The organism is Nocardioides marmoriginsengisoli, from assembly GCF_003725695.1.
Lineage (GTDB): Bacteria > Actinomycetota > Actinomycetes > Propionibacteriales > Nocardioidaceae > Marmoricola > Marmoricola marmoriginsengisoli.
Genome location: NZ_RJSE01000009.1, coordinates 239,257 through 259,462, shown reverse-complemented (window position 1 = coordinate 259,462; position 20,206 = coordinate 239,257). Strand labels below are relative to the sequence as shown.

6 protein-coding genes and 1 tRNA gene are annotated in these 20,206 nt (G+C 71.1%); 3 read left to right on the top strand and 4 right to left on the bottom strand.

The window, feature by feature from the left end; genetic code table 11:
- Nucleotides 1-49 precede the first annotated feature (49 nt).
- Nucleotides 50-1,249, bottom strand: coding sequence for a GAF domain-containing protein (locus EFK50_RS19835; RefSeq protein ID WP_123229320.1), 1,200 nt, complete (start codon nt 1,247-1,249; stop codon nt 50-52).
- Nucleotides 1,250-1,391: 142 nt separating this feature from the next.
- Here EFK50_RS19835 and EFK50_RS19830 point away from each other — a divergent pair.
- Together EFK50_RS19830 and EFK50_RS19825 are read left to right on the top strand one after the other, a co-directional pair.
- Nucleotides 1,392-1,481: transfer RNA gene (locus tag EFK50_RS19830), tRNA-Ser, on the top strand.
- Nucleotides 1,482-1,610: 129 nt separating this feature from the next.
- Entirely contained in the window at nt 1,611-1,982 is a 372-nt protein-coding gene (locus EFK50_RS19825) for a hypothetical protein (RefSeq protein WP_148046241.1), read from the top strand.
- Between the two features lie 20 nt (nt 1,983-2,002).
- Here EFK50_RS19825 and EFK50_RS19820 read toward each other — a convergent pair whose 3' ends face one another.
- From EFK50_RS19820 to EFK50_RS19810, 3 genes are all read right to left on the bottom strand, one after another.
- Entirely contained in the window at nt 2,003-2,983 is a 981-nt protein-coding gene (locus EFK50_RS19820; protein ID WP_183407930.1) for a glycoside hydrolase family 16 protein, read from the bottom strand.
- Nucleotides 2,984-3,206: 223 nt separating this feature from the next.
- Nucleotides 3,207-6,320 carry an ATP-binding protein gene (locus EFK50_RS19815; protein ID WP_123229317.1) on the bottom strand — a complete coding sequence of 1,038 codons (3,114 nt, stop codon included), beginning with the start codon at nt 6,318-6,320 and terminating at the stop codon, nt 3,207-3,209.
- A 76-nt stretch (nt 6,321-6,396) separates the two neighbouring features.
- The gene (locus EFK50_RS19810) at nt 6,397-7,074 is read right to left on the bottom strand and encodes a Crp/Fnr family transcriptional regulator (RefSeq protein WP_123229316.1); all 678 of its coding nucleotides are present in this window, start codon (nt 7,072-7,074) and stop codon (nt 6,397-6,399) included.
- Nucleotides 7,075-7,386: 312 nt separating this feature from the next.
- On the opposite strand from EFK50_RS19810, the gene EFK50_RS19805 reads away from it, so the two are divergent.
- Complete coding sequence (locus EFK50_RS19805) at nt 7,387-20,196, top strand: tandem-95 repeat protein (RefSeq protein WP_183407929.1); 12,810 nt, start codon at nt 7,387-7,389, stop codon at nt 20,194-20,196.
- Nucleotides 20,197-20,206: the final 10 nt, after the last annotated feature.

Below are 20,206 nucleotides of genomic sequence, written 5' to 3'. Positions count from 1 at the left end.
ATCGAACAGATGTTCGAATCAAGAGGAGCTCAGAATTTGTGGATAACCCTCATCCGAGCTCGCGATCGAGCCGGGCCAGCTGGCCGTCGATCAGCGCCAGCATCGGCGAGGTCGTGCCGACCGCGTCGCGCTGCGCCTGCCAGACCTCGTAGTCGTCGCTGCCCCAGCTGGACCGGGTCCAGGTCGACATCAGGTCGGCCTGGCCGCTGGTCCGGACCGCCTCGCGCAGGCTCATGTGCAGCTGCTCGCGGAGCCGTACGACGCCGGGCGCGACCGAGCGCGGCAGGATCGGCCCCCGGTAGGCACGCATCGCCGAACGCAGGTCGCCCGCGGCGAGCAGCGCCTCGGTCGCCAGCCAGTCGGCGTTGACCGAGCCGGCCAGCCGGTACGGCCGCGAGCTCAGCACGTCGTCCCCGAGCAGGTTGCGCAAGCGGTTGAGCTCGGCGCGCAACGTCGAGGAGGCGCCGTCGTCCTCGTAGACCAGCACCGCCAGCTCGTCCCCGGACAACCCGCGGGGGGCGGAGGCGAGCAGCACCAGGATCTCGCTGTGCCGCGGCGAGAGTCGCAGCTGGTGCCGGTGCCCGCGGCCGTCGTCGACGGTCAGCAACGAGTCGTTGCGGCCGAGCGACTCGATCATCAGGTACAGCGAACCGGGCTCGGTCTGCGCCGGCTGGATCCGGCTGAGCATCTCCCGGGCGAGCTCCGCCTCGGCCATCCGGGCGGCGGCCCGCACCATCGCCATCGTCTGCGGCACCGCGATGTCGTCGTTCCCGGTGATGTCCAGGACGCCGAGCAGGCTGGTGGAGCTGGGGTCGTGGATCGGGGTGGCGGCGCAGGACCACTGCTGGACCGAGTGCCGGAAGTGCTCGGCCCGCCGTACCTGCGCCGGGCGGTCCAGCCGGAGCGCCAAGCCGGGCGCATTGGTGCCGGCGAGGCGCTCGTCCCAGTTGCTGCCCTCGACGAACCCGATCGCCTCGGCCTTGCGCAGCGTCGCCGGGGTCCCGCAGACCCAGAGCAGCTGGCCGTGCGCGTCCGAGACCGCCATCACCGCGTCGCAGTCCCGGGCGGCCTGGCCGAGGACGTCGTCGAGCAGCGGGAAGACCTGGGCCAGCGGATGCGCGGCCCGGTGGTCGCGCAAGGCGTCCTCGGCGAGCGTGATCGGGGCCTCGACCTTGTCCGCGGACACGCCGGCGGCCGCGGACAGGTGCCAGGAGTCGGCAACCTCGGGACGCAGGGCACGCGGGGTCATGGTTCCAGTAGACAGCGTCATCGGTGAGCCCACCAGGGGTCGTGGGTCCGGCCAGCGTGCGCGCGCCGACGTTGCAACCACGTTGCATCCACTCCGGTGGGCGATTTCAGCCCGGGACCCACCCTCCGGTAATCTCTCCGGCGGTGGCGTGTCCGAGCGGCCGAAGGTGCAACACTCGAAATGTTGTGTGGGGTCAAACCCACCGTGGGTTCAAATCCCACCGCCACCGCCAGTTCGCATCACGTAAGACCCCCGACGAGATCCTCGTCGGGGGTTCTTTCGTTCCGATTCCGGCTGCAGGCACGTCGGCAGGTGGCCGACGCTTGGTACAAAGGAGAGGTCGACTCGAAAGAGGACCATGGTGAGCTACAGCCTGTTCGGGATCCAACTCGGAGTCTTGGTGGTCGTTGGCGTGTTGGTGGTGCGTGACAACGTCGAACTCGCCGCGCTGCTGATGGTCGGGAGCCTGTTGGTTGCCGTGGTCGCGCCGCCTCCACCTGGAGCACCTGATGGCTCCGAGCGGTCGTATCGCCGGTTGAAGGGCACAGTTCTCGGACTTCGGGCGGTCGAACTCGCGTTCGCTCTCGGGAGCCTTGTGTTGGCGGTGGCCTGGGGGGTTTCGGCCCTGGACAAGGATCCCGATACGGCGCTGGCGTATCTCGCAGCATTGCTTGCCTGTGTCGCAATGATCGCCCGGTCTTGGAAGGTCACCTTTCGCGCGGCGGTCCGGTAGGGGCCGTTCGCCGGACAGCCCTACCTCCACACCCTCAGGTAGTCCACGTTCATCGTCGCCGGCAAAGGCGCCCGCCCGTCGTACGCGTTCCCCGCGACTCCGAGGAGCTGGGTCAGCACGACCAGGTACGGCTTCTGGAACGCAGCGTCGCCGGAGGTGTTGACCAGGCAGGTCCTGCCGTTCACCTTGATCTCGATCCGGGACGGACCCCACTCCAGGGTGTAGGTGTTCCACTCGCCACGGGCAGCCGTGCAGTCCCACGCGGTGTTCGTTCCGGGGACGCTTCCCCGGGCGTCGGCGGCGTAGTGCAGGAACGGGATCGAGAGGCTCGGGTGCGAGGAGTAGGTCTCGCTGATGTCGATCTCCCCGGCGTACGGCCAGACCGCTGTGGAGGGAAACCGGTCGTCTGGCCAGAGCCAGAACGCTTCGTGCAGGCCCGGGTCCGTGGTCGCGGTGGTCCTGATCCGGGCCTCGAACCGTCCGTACTGCTGGCTGAACAGGTGATAGGTCATCACGCCGCCGGCGATGAGGTGGGTGGGCCCGCTCAGGCCGGCGAAGCTGCAGGTGACCGGGTCGCTGACCTTGCGCACGCTGAGGTTCAGGGAGCCGCCGGACTGGCTGACCACCGACGGGTCGTCCCGGTAGCAAGCATGGGCTGCCCGGACACCGGAGGCGAAGTTCGTCTGCGGCACCCACGTCGTACGGTCCAAGGACGTGCCGGTGAACTCGTCGTGAAGGGTGCAGCTCCACAGGGATCCGTCCGGCTTGGTCGGCCGCACCCCGCACGTGTCGGTGGCCGGCCGGACGACTCGCACCACCTGGGCTCGGGAGGTCGCTGATCGGCGCGGGAGCGCGGCCCGGTACCGGGTGGTGCTGACCGGACGCACCCAGGTCAGGTAGCGGCCGTTCCGGGCGGCGACCCGCTTGACCAGGACCCACCGGCCGGAGATCCGCCGCTCGAGCCGCACCTTCGAGACGTGGCCGGGTACCTTTCCGCGCACCAGCACAGGCTGGCCGCTGGTCACGCTCGCCGGCGCGCGGAGGGAGACCCACGGCGTACGGGCGTCCGCCGGAGGTGTGGTCAGGAGGGTTCCGGCGGCTACGGCTGCGGTCGCCAGGAGCGAGGTTCGTCTGCTCGATTTCGTCGTGGGGTGCACAAGGTCTGTTGACGTCGATCGACCGTCCTCGATAACACGGTGTGAGGAACACCACTAAGACGCGAAGTCAGGCGAGCGCCGCGAGCTCGCGCCGGATCATCGGCTCGAACGCATCCGCACCGGTCGCCTCGACCTGGCGCATCGCCGAGGACAACAAGACCTCGATCCGGCCCGGATCAGCACCAGGCGCCGACCGCAGCACCTGAGCCAGCGTGATCGGCGCGATCAACGCACAGGCCCCGAGTCCACGGGCGTCCGCAATCGCCGCAGCCTCCTCGGCGGCCGCCACAGCATCCTCGATCTCCCCGAGCGCAAGCCTCGCCAGCGCGACGGTCGAGAGCAGCACCGGCTCGAAGTACAGGCCGATGCGGTGCTCGCGAACCGTGGCGAGCACGGCCCCCGCGCCGGCCGCGGCGTCCGAGGGAAAACCCGCGCCGACCTGGGCGAGATGCAGCGGGACCAAGCACGCGATCACGTGCACGGCATTTGCAGCCTCCTCGGCGATCGCCAGTCCGAGCGAGGCGTTCTCGAGTGCCTGCGAGGGATCGCCGAAGCTCGCCTGGACCATCGCGTACGCGGCGTACGTGGCGGATACGGTCTCGTCGTCCCCCTGGGAGCGGGCCAGCTCGATCGCCAGGTCGAAGTCTCGTACGGCGCCGACGAGGTCCCCCTGGTAGCCGCGGCAGAGCACGCGTTGGCTGTACGCGTGAGCGAGCGGGCTGATGAAGGCCAGCCCCGATCCCACGGTCGGATCGCCGGCTACGAGCGGGATCGCGTGGTCGGTGGCCGCCACCCCCTCGGTAAGGTCGCCCGAGACCCAGCTCGCGTACGCGACCCCGCTCGACGCGGTGAGGATAAGTCCCGGATCGCCGGAAACCAGGGCGTCACGACTGGCCGCGAAGAAGCCGTCGAGGCCCTCGCGCTCGTTGCCGCTGTGCATCAGGAAACCCGAGTGGAAGAGACGGGCCCGGCCGCGGTCGATCTCGTCGCCGGTGTCCGGCTGGGCTGCCGCCTCCTCGTCCGGTGACAGCCCGAGCCGCCAGCCCAGGCTGAGGATGCCGAGGCGTGCCTTCGCCGCCAAGGCCTCCTGCTCGACGGACGGCACGAGGGTGGCAGTCAGGTCGCGGAGCCGCCGCCAGTGCCGCATGCCCTCCGCCGGGGAAGCGACCTCGGCCCATGCCGCCGCCCGGGAGTGCCAGGTCGCGGCGCCCCGTACGTCGCCCGCAGCCTCGTAGTGGTGGGCGAGCAAGGCGGCGCGCTCGTCCAGCACCTCGGCGGACGTGCGCTCGATCGCGGCCGCGACCCTGCCGTGCGCGCGCTGCCGCCACTCGGAGAGCTGCGACCGGTAGGCGACCTCCTGGGTCAGCGGGTGCTTGAAGAGGTACGCCGCGCGGGAGCCGCCGGGAACGATCCACTGGCCGTGCTCGAGCGTCTGCATCGCGGCAGCCAGCTCGTCCGGCGGGAGGTCGGCGATCTCGGTCAGCAGGTCGCCGGGGATCTCCTGACCGACGACGGACAGCACCTGGACAAGGGCCCGCTCACGACGCGGCAGGTCGTCGATCCGTGCTGCCAGCACCGCTTCGACGGTGGCCGGCAAGGTCAGGTCGCCGACCTCGCCCACCAGCCGGTAGTCGCCGGCCATCCCCGCGAGCTGACCGTTCTCCACCAGCGCCTGCACGACCTCCTCGATGAAGAACGGGTTGCCCCGGGTCCGCGCATCGATCAGGTCGGTGAGCTCGCCGACGGACGGGTCGGTGCCGACCAGTCCGGTCAGCAGGTCTTCGGTCTCCGCCGGTTGCAGCGGCTTGAGGGCGATCCGCGCGTGCGGTGCGTCGCCGGTCCAGGCGTCGTCGTACTCGGACCGGTAGGTGGCGAGCAGCAGGATCCGGGTGCCGGCGATCGCCTCGACCAGCTCGGTCAGGAACGCGTCGCTCGCATCGTCGATCCAGTGCAGGTCCTCGAGGACGATCACGGTGGCCTCCGTCGGACCGCTCGCGGTCAGAGCCCGTACGGCGACCTCCAGCAGCCGGCGCCGGTGGTCGAGTGCCGCCTGCTCGCCGGGCACGGGACCCGGCTCTGCGATCCCCAGGAATTCGAACAGCATCGGTAGGTCGTCGGCCCAGCGCGGTCCTCTCGGCAGCATCGCCGCGCGCACCTGGGCCCGCGCGATCGCGGGGTCGGTGTGCGCTCCTACACCGAAGTAGTTGCGGTAGAGAGCGAGCACGGGCAGGAACGGCACGTACCGCCCGTGCGCCACGCCGCCCGCGGAGTAGACCGCCAGCCCACGCTCGACGCCGGCGGCGACGAACTCGTGCACCAGCCGGCTCTTGCCGATGCCGGCGTCGCCCACGATCCCGACCGCGCTTCCTCGGCCGGCTGAGGCGTCGTCCAACGCCGAGCCCAGGACCGCGCGCTCGGCTCCTCGCCCGACGAAGGGCACCAGTCCGCGGGTCGAGGCCATCGCCTCCAGCCGGTTCTGGGCCGTCCCCGGCCCGACGAGCTCGAGCACCAGCTGCCGGCCGAGCACGCCCTTGAGGTCGAACTCGCCGAGTTCGCGCACCTCGAACTCACCCCTGACCAGAGCAGCGGTGGCAGCGCTCATCGCGGTCGAGCCGACCGGGGCCAGCTCCTCGATCCGCTTGCCGATCGCCGTGGTGTTGCCGACCGGCACGAAGTCCATGTGCACGTCGTCGCCGATCGCGCCGACGACCACCTCGCCCGAGTTCAGACCGCACCGGACCGCCAGCTCGACGCCGTACTCCTGACGGATCTCCGTCGACAGCTCGTGCACCCGGCGCTGCAGCTCGAGTACCGCCAGGCACGCGCGACGGGCGTGGTCCTCGTGGGCGACCGGTGCACCGAAGACCGCCAGCATCCCGTCGCCGGTGAACTGGTTGACGGTGCCCTCGAACGCCTGCACGGACGCTGCGGACACCGCCAGGAACCGGTCGAGGACGAGGCCCCAGCGCTCGGCGTCCAGCGACCGCGTCAGGTCCATCGAACCGACGACGTCGGCATACATGACGGTGACCTGCTTGCGCTCGCCCTCGATGCCGGTACGCCGCTGAGCGGGGACCTGCGGCGGCGTTGACGGAGGCGTCAGCACGGCGCCGCACCATTCGCAGAAGCGGGCCTGCCCGGACGCCGAGTGCCCGCACTCGGCGCAGTGCCTCGTCGTCATCGTCCCCTTGCCGTGCGCCTACCCCGTCCGGTCAGCGTAGGCGTGTTCAGTCGGGCTCAGCGGGCCTTTTCCGACTTCACCCGGTACGGCGGGTGAGGGCCTCGACGTCGAGCAGCGTGATCCGTCGTCGTTCGGTCGTGATCCAGCCCTGCTCGCGCATGGAGCGCAGTGCTTCGGCGACGCCGGCGCGCGACGACGCCGTCCAGCTGCCGAGGTCTGCCTGGGTCACCGGGAGCCGGATCCTGATCCCGTCGGCGACGGGGTCGCCGTACCGGTCGGCGAGCTCGAGCAACCGGGCGGCGAGCCGGCCGGACGTGTCCAGGTCGCCGAACTGGACCCGGGCGTCGTTGGCGTAGCGGAACCGCCGGCTGATCACGTCGATCAGGGTGAGTGCTGCCGTCGGCTGCTGGACGAGGAAGCCGCGGAACGCCGCGGACGTGAGCACCTGCGCGCTGACCGGTTCGATCGCCGTCGTGCTGGCCGACCGGGGTTCGCCGTGGGTGAAGGTGAGCTCGCCGAGAACGTCCCCGGGTCCGCGGAAGCTGAGGACCACCTCACGACCCCGGACGTCGACGTGGCTCGCCTTCACGTGGCCCTCGAGCAGGACGACGACCCGGTCGCCGGGCTCGCCCTGGTGCATCAGCCGCTCGCCGGTCGCGAAGGCACGGGTGCCGCCCAGTCCGGCGAGCGCCTCGCGGTCCGCTGCCGAGAGCAGCGCCGCGAACGTGCCTGGCTCAGGACGGGTGGAGGCCACGGAACGATGCTAGTCAGAACCCTCCGGGTCGGGCGTCTTTCCCGAGCCGGCCTCGTCCTCGGTACTGGGAAGCCGACCACCGCAGCGCCGGCAGAACCGGGCGTTGACCGACGCGACCTGCGCGCACACGGTGCAGACCGCAGGACTCGCTTCTTCCATCCCGCGACGCTACGTCGCCGCTCTGAGCGCGACCATCCAGTTCTGGATACTCCGCGGTCCGGGGTTGTCCTACGTTGCGTCCGAGACGGCTCCCTCCCACCTTCGGTCCTCGCGGTGCACGGGCGCGACCCTGCACACGGAAACGGCGAACCGATGACGGCAAGCAACGGGTTGGGAAAGCGAAGCCTCGGTCGCGCGGCGGTGGTCGCCGTCGTGGCGCTGGTCGCGGCAACGCTGCAGGTCGTGAGCTCGAGCAGTGCCGACGCGGCCCGGTGCACCATCACCGGCAACGCGCGGCCGAACCATCTCGTGGGCACCCACCGTGCCGACCGGATCTGCGGCTTCGGCGGTGGCGACCGGCTCCTGGGCAACAGCGGCAACGACCGGTTGTCGGGCGGCGCCGGCAACGACCGCCTGCTCGGTGGCAGCGGCAGCGACTGGCTGTACGGCAACAGCGGCAACGACCGGCTGTCGGGGGGCACCGGTGTCAACGACCGGGTCTCCGCAGGCAGCAGCGGCAACGACCGGCTCTTCGGTGGCAGCGGCAACGACCAGCTGACCGGCGGGGGTGGCGGCAACGACCGGATGTCCGGCGGCACCGGCAACGACCAGCTCTCCGGCGGCAAGGGGAACGACCAGCTCTCCGGCGACAGCGGCAACGACCGGATCACGGGCGGCACCGGCAAGGACAAGCTGTCGGGCGGCAGCGGCAACGACGTCATCTACGCCCGCGACGGGGAACGCGACGCGGTGACCTGCGGCTCCGGCACGGACCGGGTGGTCGCGGACCTGAGTGACGCGGTCGACGCGACCTGTGAAGCGGTGAACCGCAGGCGCGCTCCGACGAACGTGTCCCTGAATCCGGCCAGCGTCCCCGAGCACCGTCCTGCCGGCACCCGGGTGGGCACCCTGACGGCAGCCGACCCCGACAGCGGGGACAGCCACCGGTTCCGCCTGGTCCCCGGTGCGGGCTCCACGGACAACTCTCGTTTCGTGGTCTCCGGTCGGTACCTGAACACCGCGGCCGTCCTCGACGCCGACGATCCCGAGCTGTCGATCCGGGTCCGTGCGACCGACCTCGACGGGCTCTCCGTCGAGCGGGCGCTGCAGGTCACCGTCACCGACGTCGTGGTGACCAACGAGGCCCCCTCGGTCGTGGACGTCGAAGGAGCTGCGCTGGACTACGGCGAGGGCGACGGTGCCCTTCCGGTGACGGGGTCCGGCTCGGTGGTCGACGGCGATTCGGCGAACTTCGACGGCGGCACCCTGACGGTGGACCTGACGGCGGGAGGCGGGCCCGCGGACCGTCTCGACGTCCGCGACCAGGGCACCGGCGGAGGACAGATTGGCGTCTCCGGGGCGAACGTGACCTACGCCGGCACGACGATCGGATCGTTCGCCGGAGGAGACGGCAGCACCCCTCTGGTGATCACCCTGAACGCCGCCGCGACCCCGGCCGCGACTCAGGCGCTGCTCCGCAGCATCACTTACGAGAACGACTCCGAGAACCCCTCCACGGTCATCCGTACGGCGCAGTTCGTGCTGACCGACGGTGACGGCGGGACCAGCGCGCCCGCGACCCGCGACGTCGACGTGATGGCCGTCGACGACGACCCGGAGGCCGTCGACGACGACGCGACGGTCGGACCGGGCTCGGCTGCTGCGGACGTCCCGGTGCTCGACAACGACACCGACGTCGACGACGGACCACGGACGATCACGGCGGCGTCCGACCCCGGCCACGGCACGGTAGTCCTGACAGGCGGATCGGCCGGCGCGCACACCGGGCTGACCTACGCCCCCGATGCCGGCTACTGCAACGACCCGACCGGTGGCCCGGCGGACACGTTCACCTACACCCTCCGCGGTGGAAGCACCGCGACCGTGTCGATCACCGTCACCTGCGCCGTGAACACCGCGCCGGTGATCGCGGACGTCGAGACTTCGGCCCTCGGGTACGACGAGAACGACCTGCCGACCCCGGTGACCGCTACCGGCACCGTGACCGACGCGGACTCCGCGGACTTCGACGGCGGCAGGCTGACGGTCGACTTCTCCGCGGGCGGGCTGGCCGAGGACCGGCTGGCGATCCGCAGCCAGGGCTCCGGCGCCGGACAGATCGGGGTCTCGGGCACCGAGGTCTCGTACGGCGGCACCGTGATCGGCACCTTCACCGGCGGCACCGGAGCCACGGCTCTGGACGTCGTCCTGGACGGCGATGCGACCCCGGCGGCGACCCAGGCGCTGCTGCGTGCCATCACCTACCGCAACAACTCCGACACGCCGTCGGAGGCCGGCCGCACCGTTCGGTTCGTGCTGGACGACGGCGACGGCGAGACGAGTGCGCCCGCTACCCGGGACGTCGCTGTCACCGCCGTCAACGACGATCCGGTGATCGCCGGGATCGAGGGCCCTCCTCTCGCCTACGCCGAGAACGGGGCGGCCGCGCCGATCACTGCGTCCGGCACCGTCGCCGACGTCGATTCGGGGAACTTCGACGGTGGCACCCTGACCGTCGATCTGTCCGCAGGCGGCGGCTCGGCGGACCGGCTCGACCTCCGCAACCAAGGCACCGGCGCCGGCCAGATCGGCGTCTCCGGAACGGAGGTCACCTACTCCAACAACGTCGTCGGCACTGTCTCCGGCGGCATCGGTACCGCCCCGCTGGTGATCACCCTGAACGCGGTCACGACTCCGTTCGTGATCCAGGCCCTGCTGCGCAACGTCACCTACCGCAACGTCTCCGACGACCCGTCCACGACGACGCGGACGGCGCGGTTCGTGCTGACCGACGGTGACGGCGGCACCAGCAGCCCGGCGACCCGGAACCTCGCGCTCACTGCGTCCAACGACGCCCCCGACCTGGCCGGCTTCGAGGCCGGAGCCCTGACCTACGACGAGAACGACCCGGCCACTCCGGTCACGGCGGCCGGCACTCTCGCCGACCCGGACTCCGCGGACTTCGACGGCGGCACCCTGACGGTCGGCCTCGAGGTCGGCGGGGAGGCCGACGATCGGCTCGCGATCCGTGACGAAGGCACCGGCGCCGGGCAGATCGGCGTCTCCGGAGCGGACGTCAGCTACGCCGGTACGACGATCGGAACCTTCACCGGAGGCAGTGGCACCACCGACCTGGTGGTCAGTGTGAACGCCGCCGCGACTCCGGCCGCGATCCAGGCGCTGCTGCGCGGCATCACCTACCGCAACGTCTCCGACGATCCGTCCACGACGACGCGGACGGCGCAGTTCGTGCTCACCGACGGCGACGGCGGCACCAGCGCGCCGGAGAGCCGGAACATCGCGGTCACCCCGGCCGACGATCTGCCGGTGGCGGTCGACGACGCCGCGACCGTCGGCCAGGTCGTGGTCGCGGCCGAGATCCCGGTGCTCGACAATGACACCGATGTCGACGCCGGACCGCGGACGATCGCCACCGTCTCGGATCCTGCCCACGGCACCGTGACGCTCTCCGACGGCGTGCTCGGTGCGTACAGCACCCTGAGCTACCTGCCGGACGCCGGCTACTGCAACGACCCCCTCGGAGCGCCGGACACCTTCACCTACACCGTCAACGGCGGCAGCTCCGCGACCGTGTCGATGACGGTCAGCTGCACCCCGAACACGGCACCGGTGGTCGCCGCGATCGAGACCGGGCCGCTGGCCTACACCGAGAACGATGCCGCTACGCCGATCACCGCCGCTGGCACCGTGGCGGACACCGACTCCGCCGACTTCGCGACCGGAAGCCTGACCGTCGCCATGACCAGCGGTGGACTGGCAGAAGACCGGTTCGGGATCCGCAACGAGGGCACCGGAGCCGGACAGATCGGGGTCTCGGGCTCCACCGTGAGCTACGGCGGCACCGTGATCGGCACGTCGAACGTCGGCACCGGCCTGCTCCCCCTGACCATCGCCCTCAACGCCGCCGCGACCCCCGCCGCGACCCAGGCGCTGCTGCGGAGCATCACCTACCGCAACGCCTCCGAGAACCCGTCGGGGGCGGCACGAACGGTGCGCGTCGTCCTCACCGACGGTGACGGCGGCACCAGCACGGCCGTCACCCGGGGCATCACCGTGACCTCGGTCAACGACGCCCCGACCCTCTCGATCCTCGATCCGGCGCCGGTGGGCTACCCCGAGAACAGCGGGGCTCTACCGCTGGCGCTGTCGACCACCCTCACCGATCCCGACTCCGCCGACTTCGCGGGCGGCACGTTCACCGTCGACTTCTCCGTCGGCGGGACGGCGGACGACACCCTCCAGATCCACGCCACGGGCACCGGACCCGGCCAGATCTCGGTCTCCGGCGCGAACGTCGGCTACGGCGGCACCGTGATCGGCACGTTCGCCGGAGGGAGCGGCGGTACGGCGCTGGTGGTCGCCCTGAACACGAACGCGACCCCGGCCGCGCTCGGGATCCTGGCCCGCGCCATCTACTTCCGCAATCCGTCCGACGACCCGTCGGTCGCCCCCCGGACCGCACGGTTCGTGGTGACCGACGGTGACGGCGGCACCAGTGCGCCCGCTACCCGGGACATCGACCTGCACGCGGAGGACGACGCACCGGTGGCCGTCGACGACACCGCGACCGTCGGCCAGGGCGTCTCCCCGGTGGACATCCCGGTGCTCGCCAACGACACCGACGTCGACGGCGGCCCGAGGACGATCTCCTCGTTCCTCCCTCCTGCCCACGGAACGGTCGTCCTGACCGGCGGGACGGCCGGTGCCCGGACCGGGCTGACGTACGAGCCGGCGCCCGGCTACTGCAACACCCCCGGCAGCGCACCCGACACCTTCGAGTACACCGTGAACCCGGGCGCGAGCTCGGCGACCGTGTCGATGACGGTGACCTGCGACCCGAACACGGCCCCGGCCATTGCCGCGGTCGAGACCGGCGCACTCGCCTACGCCGAGAACGCTGCCGGTACGCCCGTCACCGCGACCGGCACGGTGTCCGACGAGGATTCCGCCGACTTCGCGACCGGCACCCTGACGGTGGACTACGCGGCAGGCGGCTCGGTCGACGACCGCCTGGAGATCCGCAACCAGGGCTCGGGCGTCGGTCAGATCGGGGTCTCCGGCGCCAGCGTCAGCTTTGCCGGCACCCTGATCGGCACGTTCGCCGGCGGTAGCGGCACCACGCCGCTGGTGGTCACCCTGAATGCCGCCGCGACTCCGGTGGCGACCCAGGCGCTGCTGCGGAACGTCACTTTCCGCAACGTCTCCCACACCCCGTCGACCGCCGCGCGCGCCGCGCGGTTCGTGCTGACCGACGGCGACGGCGGCACCAGCAACGCCGCGACCCGCAGCATCGCCGTCTCCGCGGTCAACGACCGTCCGGTGATCGCGGCGATCGAGGCCTCGGCCCTGGCCTACGCCGAGGGAGCAACGGCGACTCCGGTGACGGCCACCGGCACGGTGTCGGACGTCGATTCGGCGGACTTCGCGACCGGCACCCTGACGGCGAGCTTCTCCGTCGCGGGCACCGCGGACGACCGCCTGGAGATCCGCAACCAGGGCACCGGCGCGGGTCAGATCGGAATCTCCGGCGCGAACGTCAGCTACGCCGGGACGACGATCGGCACGTTCGCCGGCGGCACGGGCACCACCCCGCTGGTGGTCACCCTGAACGCCGCCGCGACTCCGGCGGCGACCCAGGCGCTGCTGCGGAACGTCACCTTCCGCAACGTCTCCGCCTCGCCGGTCGTGTCGACCCGCACCGTGCGGTTCCTCCTCGCCGACGGCGACGGCGGCACCAGTACGGCGGTCACCCGGGGTGTCGCGGTCTCCGCGTTCAACACCGCCCCGGTGATCGCCGCCGTCGAGACCAGCACGCTGGCGTACGCCGAGAACGCCGGGCTGGTGCCGATCACGGCGACCGGCACCGTCACCGACGACAACGCCTCCTTCAGCACCGGCGTCCTGACCATCGACTTCTCGGTCGGCGGCCAGCCCGAGGACCGGCTCGAGGTTCGCAACCAAGGTTCCGGAGCCGGTCAGATCGGCGTCGACAACCAGACCGTGAACTACGGCAGCAGCACCATCGGGCAGCTCTCGAACGGCGCCGCAGGGCAGCCGCTGGTGATCACCCTCGACGCGGGCGCGACCCCGGTCGCCGTCCAGGCGCTGCTCCGGAACATCGGCTACCGGAACTTCTCCGACAACCCCTCGACCGCTGCTCGGACCGCGCGGTTCGTGCTCACCGACGGCACCGGGGGGACCAGCAACGCCGCGACCCGGGCGATCGCGGTCAGCCGGTCGAACGACGCGCCGGTGATCGAGAACTACGACGCGGAGATGCTGTCGTACGACGAGTCCGCACCGCCCCGGCCGGTATCGCTGCTGATGACGGTGGTCGACGTCGACTCGGCCGACCTCGCCGGTGGAAAGCTGACCGTCGACTACTCCGTCGGCGGGCTCGCCGAGGACCGCCTGGGCATCATCGACGGGGGCACCGGTGCTGGTCAGATCGGTGTCTCCGGGAGCAACGTCACCTACGGCGGTACGGCGATCGGCACCTTCGCCGGTGGATCCGATACCACGCCGCTGGTGATCACCCTGAACGCCAGCGCGACGCCGGCGGTGACCGAGGCCCTGGCCCGGCGGATCGCCTACTCGAACGACTCCGGCACCCCGTCGACGGCTGTGCGCACGGTGCGGTTCGTGCTCACCGACGGCGACGGTGGCACCAGTGCGCCGGCGACCCGTCAGGTCACGGTGGTCCCGCTCAACACCCCTCCGGTCGTCACGGGGGTGGAGACCACGATGCTGAGCTACACGGCCGGGTCCCCGGCGACGCCGATCACGGCGACCGGAACCGTCGCGGACGTCGACTCGGCGAACTTCGACACCGGGTCGCTCACCGCTGGCTATGCCGTCGCCGGCAACGCCGACGACCGCCTGGAGATCCGACACCAGGGCACCGGCCCCGGGCAGGTCGGCGTCTCCGGTGCCAACGTCAGCTACGCCGGGACGACGATCGGCACCTTCACCGGAGGCGCCGGCGCCACCCCGCTGGTGGTGACCTTCAGCGCCGCCGCCACCCCGGCCGCAGTCCAGGCGCTGCTGCGCAACATCACCTACCGCAACGTGGCCGTCGTCCCGCTCTTCGGCCCCCGGACCGTGCGTTTCCAGGTCAACGACGGCGATGGCGCGATCAGTGCGGACACGGCCCAGCGGGCGATCAACCTGACCCTCGGCAACGTCGCCCCGTTCGTCCAGGTGCCGGAGACCGCCCCGCTCGGCTACGTCCCCGGAACAGCGGCCCTGCTCGTCACGCCGGGTGCCATCGTCCTCGACGGGGACTCCGCCGATCTCGCCACCGGCACGCTCGCGGTGGCCAACACCGGGAGCACCACGGCGAACGACCGGATCGAGATCAGGAACCAGGGCACCGGCGCTGGCCAGATCGGTGTCTCCGGCGCCAACGTGACCTACGCCGGGACGGTGATCGGCACGTTCATCGGCGGCGCCGGGACCACGCCGCTGCTGGTGACCCTCAACGTCGGCGCGACTCCGGCGATCGCCCAGGCGCTGATCCGGAACGTCACCTTCCGCACCCTCACGAGCGTGATCGGCACCAGCAGCCGCTTCCTCCAGATCACGCTGAGCGACGGTGACGGCGGGTCCGGCGGCGCTGGCCGCGGCGTCACCGTCACCGGTACGACGGCACCCCCGGTGATGACCACCAGCGGCGGCGCGACCGCCTTCACCGAGCAGCAGCCGCTGGCACCCGCGATCGACCCGGGTCTGACGATCTCCGATGCCGACAGCACGCTCCTGGTCGGTGCGACCGTCCAGCTCACCGCCGGCTCCACGAGTGGCGACCAGATCCTCGGGGTCAGCACCGGCAACATCACCTCGTCCTTCGACGCGGCGTCGGGGAAGCTCACGCTGACCGGCAGCGAATCGGTCGCGGTCTACCAGTCCGCGCTGCGGGTGGTGGCGTTCTACAACAACGGCAACAACCCGGGGAGCCTGGCCCGCACCCTCACGTTCACCGTGACGGACGGCACTGCGACCAGTGCACCGGTCACCAAGCAGGTCGCCGTCACGCCCGTCAACGACGGCCCGAGCCTGGGCATGGAACCCTCCGCGCTCGCCTACACCGAGGGTGCCGGCGCCGTACCGATCACCACCACCGGCACGGTCAGCGACGTCGACTCGCCGGACTTCGCAACCGGCAAGCTGACGGTCGACTTCGCTGCCGGCGGCCAGGCCGAGGACCGGCTGGCGATCCGGAACCAGGGCACCGGTGCCGGCCAGATCGGAGTCTCGGCCAGCAACGTCTCCTACGCCGGTACGACGATCGGCACCTTCGCCGGCGGCACCAACGGGTCGACCCCGCTCGTGATCACCCTCAACGCGAGCGCGACCCCGGCGATCACCCAGGCCCTGCTCCGCAACGTCACCTACCAGAACGTCTCGGCGGATCCGTCGACCGTCGCGCGGTCGCTCCGCGCCGGGCTGACCGACGGCGACGGCGGCGCCAGCGGTACGGCGCTCCGCACCCTCAACGTCACCCCGACGACGGCCGCGCCGGTGGTCGCCGCAGTCGAGACGACTGCGCTGGCCTACACCGAGAACGGCGCCGGATCCGTCCTCACGGCGACCGCGACACTGGCCGATGCCGACTCGGCCAGCTTCAGCACCGGCGTGCTCTCGGTCTCCCTCAGTGCCGGCGGCCTGGCCGAGGACCGGCTCGAGATCCGGAACCAGGGCACCGCGGCCGGCCAGATCGGCGTCTCCGGGTCCACCGTGACCTACGGCGGGGTGGCACTGGGCACCTTCACCGGCGGCACCGGGACCCTCCCGCTGGCGATCACGCTCAACGCGACCTCGACCGTCACGGCGACCCGGGCGTTGATCCGCAACCTCGTCTACCGCAACGTCTCCGACAACCCGTCGACGGCTGCCCGGGCCGCGCAGCTCGTCCTGAGCGACGGCAGCGGCAGCTCCAGCGTCCCGGTCACCCGGCAGATCGCGGTCACGGCCGTCAACGACGTGCCGGTCGTCGCCGGGCTCGAGACCGCGGCACTCGCCTACACCGAGAACGATGCCGCCACGTTGATCACCGCGACCACGACGGTGACCGACCTCGACTCCGCGAACTTCGACACCGGAACGCTGTCGATCGGCTTCACCGCGAATGGCCATGCCGACGACCGCCTGACGATCCGCAACCAGGGCACCGGTGCCGGACAGATCGGGGTGGCCGGCAACGTCGTCTCCTACGCCGGTACGTCGATCGGCACCTTCGCGGGCGGATCCAGCGGGCTCTCGTCGCTGACGATCTCCCTGAACGCCAACACCACCCCGGCCGTCGTCCAGGCTCTCGCGCGCAACATCGGCTACCGCAACGTCTCGGAGAGCCCGAGCACACTGACCCGCACGATCAGGATCCTCGCCACCGACGGAGACGGCGGCGGAACCAGCACCGTGGTCACCCGCCAGATCGCCATCGCCGCAGTCCCGGACCTCCCGGTGATCGCCGCCGTCGAGGGGACCGCACTGGCCTACGCCGAAAACGCCGCAGCAACGCCGGTCACCGCGACCGGCACCGTCGCCGACGTCGACTCCGCGAACTTCGACACCGGCACCCTGACCGCCTCGCTGCCCACCGGCGGGATCGCCTCCGACCGGCTGGAGATCCGCAACCAGGGCGTCGCGACCGGCCAGATCGGCGTCTCCGGCGCCAACGTCAGCTACGCCGGCGTCACCCTCGGCACCTTCGCCGGAGGCAGCGGCACCACGGCCCTGGTGATCGCCCTGAATGCCAGTGCCACTCCGGCCGCCACCCAGGCGCTGCTCCGCAACGTCACCTACCGCAACATCTCCGACAACCCCGGGAGCACCGCGAGGACGGTCCGGTTCGTCCTCGCGGACGGGGACGGCGGCACCAGTGCGCCGGTCACCCGGCAGGTCGCGGTGACACCGGCCAACGACGCACCTTCCGCCGTGAACGACACCGCCACCACCGCGGAGGACACCTTCGTCGACATCGACGTGCTGGCCAACGACACGGACGCCGAGACCGCCAACGCCGGCCTCACCGTGACCTCGATCGCCGCGGTCGTCGGTGGAACCGCGGTCCTCCAGCCCGGCAACCGCGTCGTCCGGTTCACCCCGACCGCGAACGCCAACGGGCAGGGCGGCTTCACCTACAAGGCGAACGACGGCACGGTCAGCTCCACCAACACCGGCACGGTGACCGTCACGGTGACGCCGGTCAACGACGCCCCCGTCGTCACCACCACCGCCGGCACGACCTCGGCCAACCAGCAGGCGGCCACGGTCGTCGACGGCGGCGTCACCGTGGCCGACGTGGACAGCACCATCACCGGTGCGACGGTGCGTCTGACCACCGGTTTCGTCTCGGCGCAGGACACCCTGGCGCTGCCCGGGCAGCCGCGGACCGGCGGTATCACCGCGACGTACGCGGCGGGCGTCCTGACCCTGACCGGGTCGACCACCCCGGCCAACTACCAGGCTGCGCTCCGCGCAGTGACCTACACGAACTCCAGCATCACGCCGAGCACGACGGTCCGGACCTCGCGCTTCCAGGTCACCGATGCCGCAGGCTCGCTCAGCAGCTTCGCCGACCGTGCGATCCAGCCGGTCGACCTCCCCGAGAGCGCGACGCCGGTCGACGCCGGGGAATCGATCACGGCCACCGGCAACACCCGCCTGTACGTCGAGACGCCGGCCGCGGCAGGCGTCCCCGCGCGTACGTCGGCCACCGGCAACGTGCTCGACAACGCCACCGACTCCGACGGTCCGCACAGCGCGCTCACCGCGGTGAACGCCACCGCCCCGGCGCACGGCACCGTCACCCTGAGCACCGACGGCTCCTACGTCTACACGCCCGACCGCGGCTACACCGGTCCGGACTCGTTCACCTACCGGGTCTCCGACACCTTCGTGCTCTCGGCGCCGTCGACGGTGAGCATCACGGTCGCCAACCGGGTCTGGTACGTGAACAACAGCGGCGCCGCCGGCGACGGTCGTTCGACCTCGCCGTACAACACCCTCGAGGCGGCCGACGTTGCCGCCGACGCCCCCGGCGACGTGATCTACGTGCAACGGGGCACCGGCACGATCACCGGGCTGACCACCGGCGTCGACCTGCTGGCCGACCAGCAGCTGATCGGCGAGAAGGCAGCTCTCGTCGTCGCTGGCGCGACGCTCGCCCCGGCCGGCTCACCGGCACTGCTCAAGGGTTCGGTCGTCCTCGGCAGCGGGAACACGCTCGCCGGCTTCAGCCTGGCCGGCGACGGGGTGACGGCTGCCGTCGCGGGCGGTGCCGGCGATGCCGGCGGCACCTTCTCCGACCTCCAGGTCACCAGTTCCACCACCGGAGGCTTCGACCTCGGCGGCACCACCGGCACCTGGACCTTCACCAACGTCACCGCGGACGCCACCTCGCCGACGGCGCCGGCCCTGCGCGCCTCGTCGGCCGGCACCCTGAGCTTCACGCCGACCGGCACGGTCAGCTTCAGCAGCGCCGGTGCCGGTCCGCTCCAGCTCTCCGGCAGCACCCTGTCCGGGACCATCGACACCGTGACGGCGGCAGCCGGCAGCACCGCCGGCATCGACGTCCAGAACACCGGCGGCTCGCTGACGATCGCCAACGTCGCCGTGAACACCAGCGGCCCCGGCCTGAAGCTCGCGGGCGCCACCGCGATCACCATCGCCGGCGGCTCGGTGACGTCGACCGGGGGAGACTTCGGGATCTCGGTCGCGAACTCGTCGAGCTCGGCGATCGCGATCGGGTCGGGGTCGCTGACCGGGTCGACGACCGCGGCCTTCATCGTCTCCGACGGCAGCGGCGACGTCAGCTACGGCGGCGCGATCGGCAACGTCGCCGGCTTCTCGGCTCAGGTCGCCAACCACACCGCCGGCACGGTCCGGCTGAGCGGGGCCATCAACTCCAACGGCGGCTTCTTCGCTACGGGGACCGCCGGCCTGGTCGAGGTCACCGGCACCAGCAACGTGCTCAACGTCGTCGGGAGTACAGCGGCGTACGTCGCTGCACCGATCGGTCCCGGCGGGATCCAGTTCAGGAGCATCTCGGTCTCCGGGACCACCTCCGACGGCATCTACGTCGGGAAGACCGGGACCGGGGCCTTCAAGGTCACCGGGACGGGGACCTCCGGATCAGGCGGCACCCTCACCAACGCACTGGTGCGGGTCACCGGCTCCACCGGCCCGGTGGTGCTCGACGGGCTGCTGATGAACGGCAACGGCATCAAGGTCACGAACGCGACCCGGTTCGCGCTGCGCAACTCGAAGATCACCGGCGAGGTGTACACCGGGATCGATGTCGACACCTTCGACGACGGCGCGCACGACTACGTGATCGAGAACAACGTTGTCGCCCTGACCGCGGGCGGCAACAATTTCGGGATCACGTACTCCAACAGCCAGACCAGCTCGCCGGTGAACAACCTCTGGCTGCGGAACAACACCGTGAGCGGGGTCGACGTCTCCGGCATCGAGGTGAGCTTCATGGGCGGCACCCGGACGATCGGCCAGATCTCCGGCAACGACATCAGCGGCTACGGGCAGGGCGGCATGTCGCTCCTGACCAGCATCGGCGAACCCGACGTCGATCTCACGGTGACCAACAACCGGATCCACGACTACACCCCGCCGACCGTCTTCTCGGGTCTGCGGGTGCAGGCCGGAACCGGCTGCACCGGTGGCGCCGGCCAGTCCGTCTGCGACGGCGGTTCGCTCTGCTTCGCCGCCACCGGCAACCTGGTGGGGAGCGGGGGGAGCGGCAACGACTTCACCCTCGGCTCGGCCAAGGGCGCGTTCCTGATGCCCGGGCTCACCGGGGACCCGTTGGCCAACTTCTACAACAACAACCCTGACGCCGGCATGTTCGGGCAGATCCTCAACGACAGCCTGTCGCGATTCTCCAGCGGAACCTGTGCGACCCTGGGAACCCCGCCGGTCTGAGCACTAGCCT

Coding starts and splice junctions, on each gene's coding strand:
- EFK50_RS19835 (WP_123229320.1), bottom strand. CDS start 1,249: ATGACCCCGCGTGCCCTGCGTCCCGAGGTTGCCGACTCCTGGCACCTG.
- EFK50_RS19815 (WP_123229317.1), bottom strand. CDS start 6,320: ATGACGACGAGGCACTGCGCCGAGTGCGGGCACTCGGCGTCCGGGCAG.
- EFK50_RS19805 (WP_183407929.1), top strand. CDS start 7,387: ATGACGGCAAGCAACGGGTTGGGAAAGCGAAGCCTCGGTCGCGCGGCG.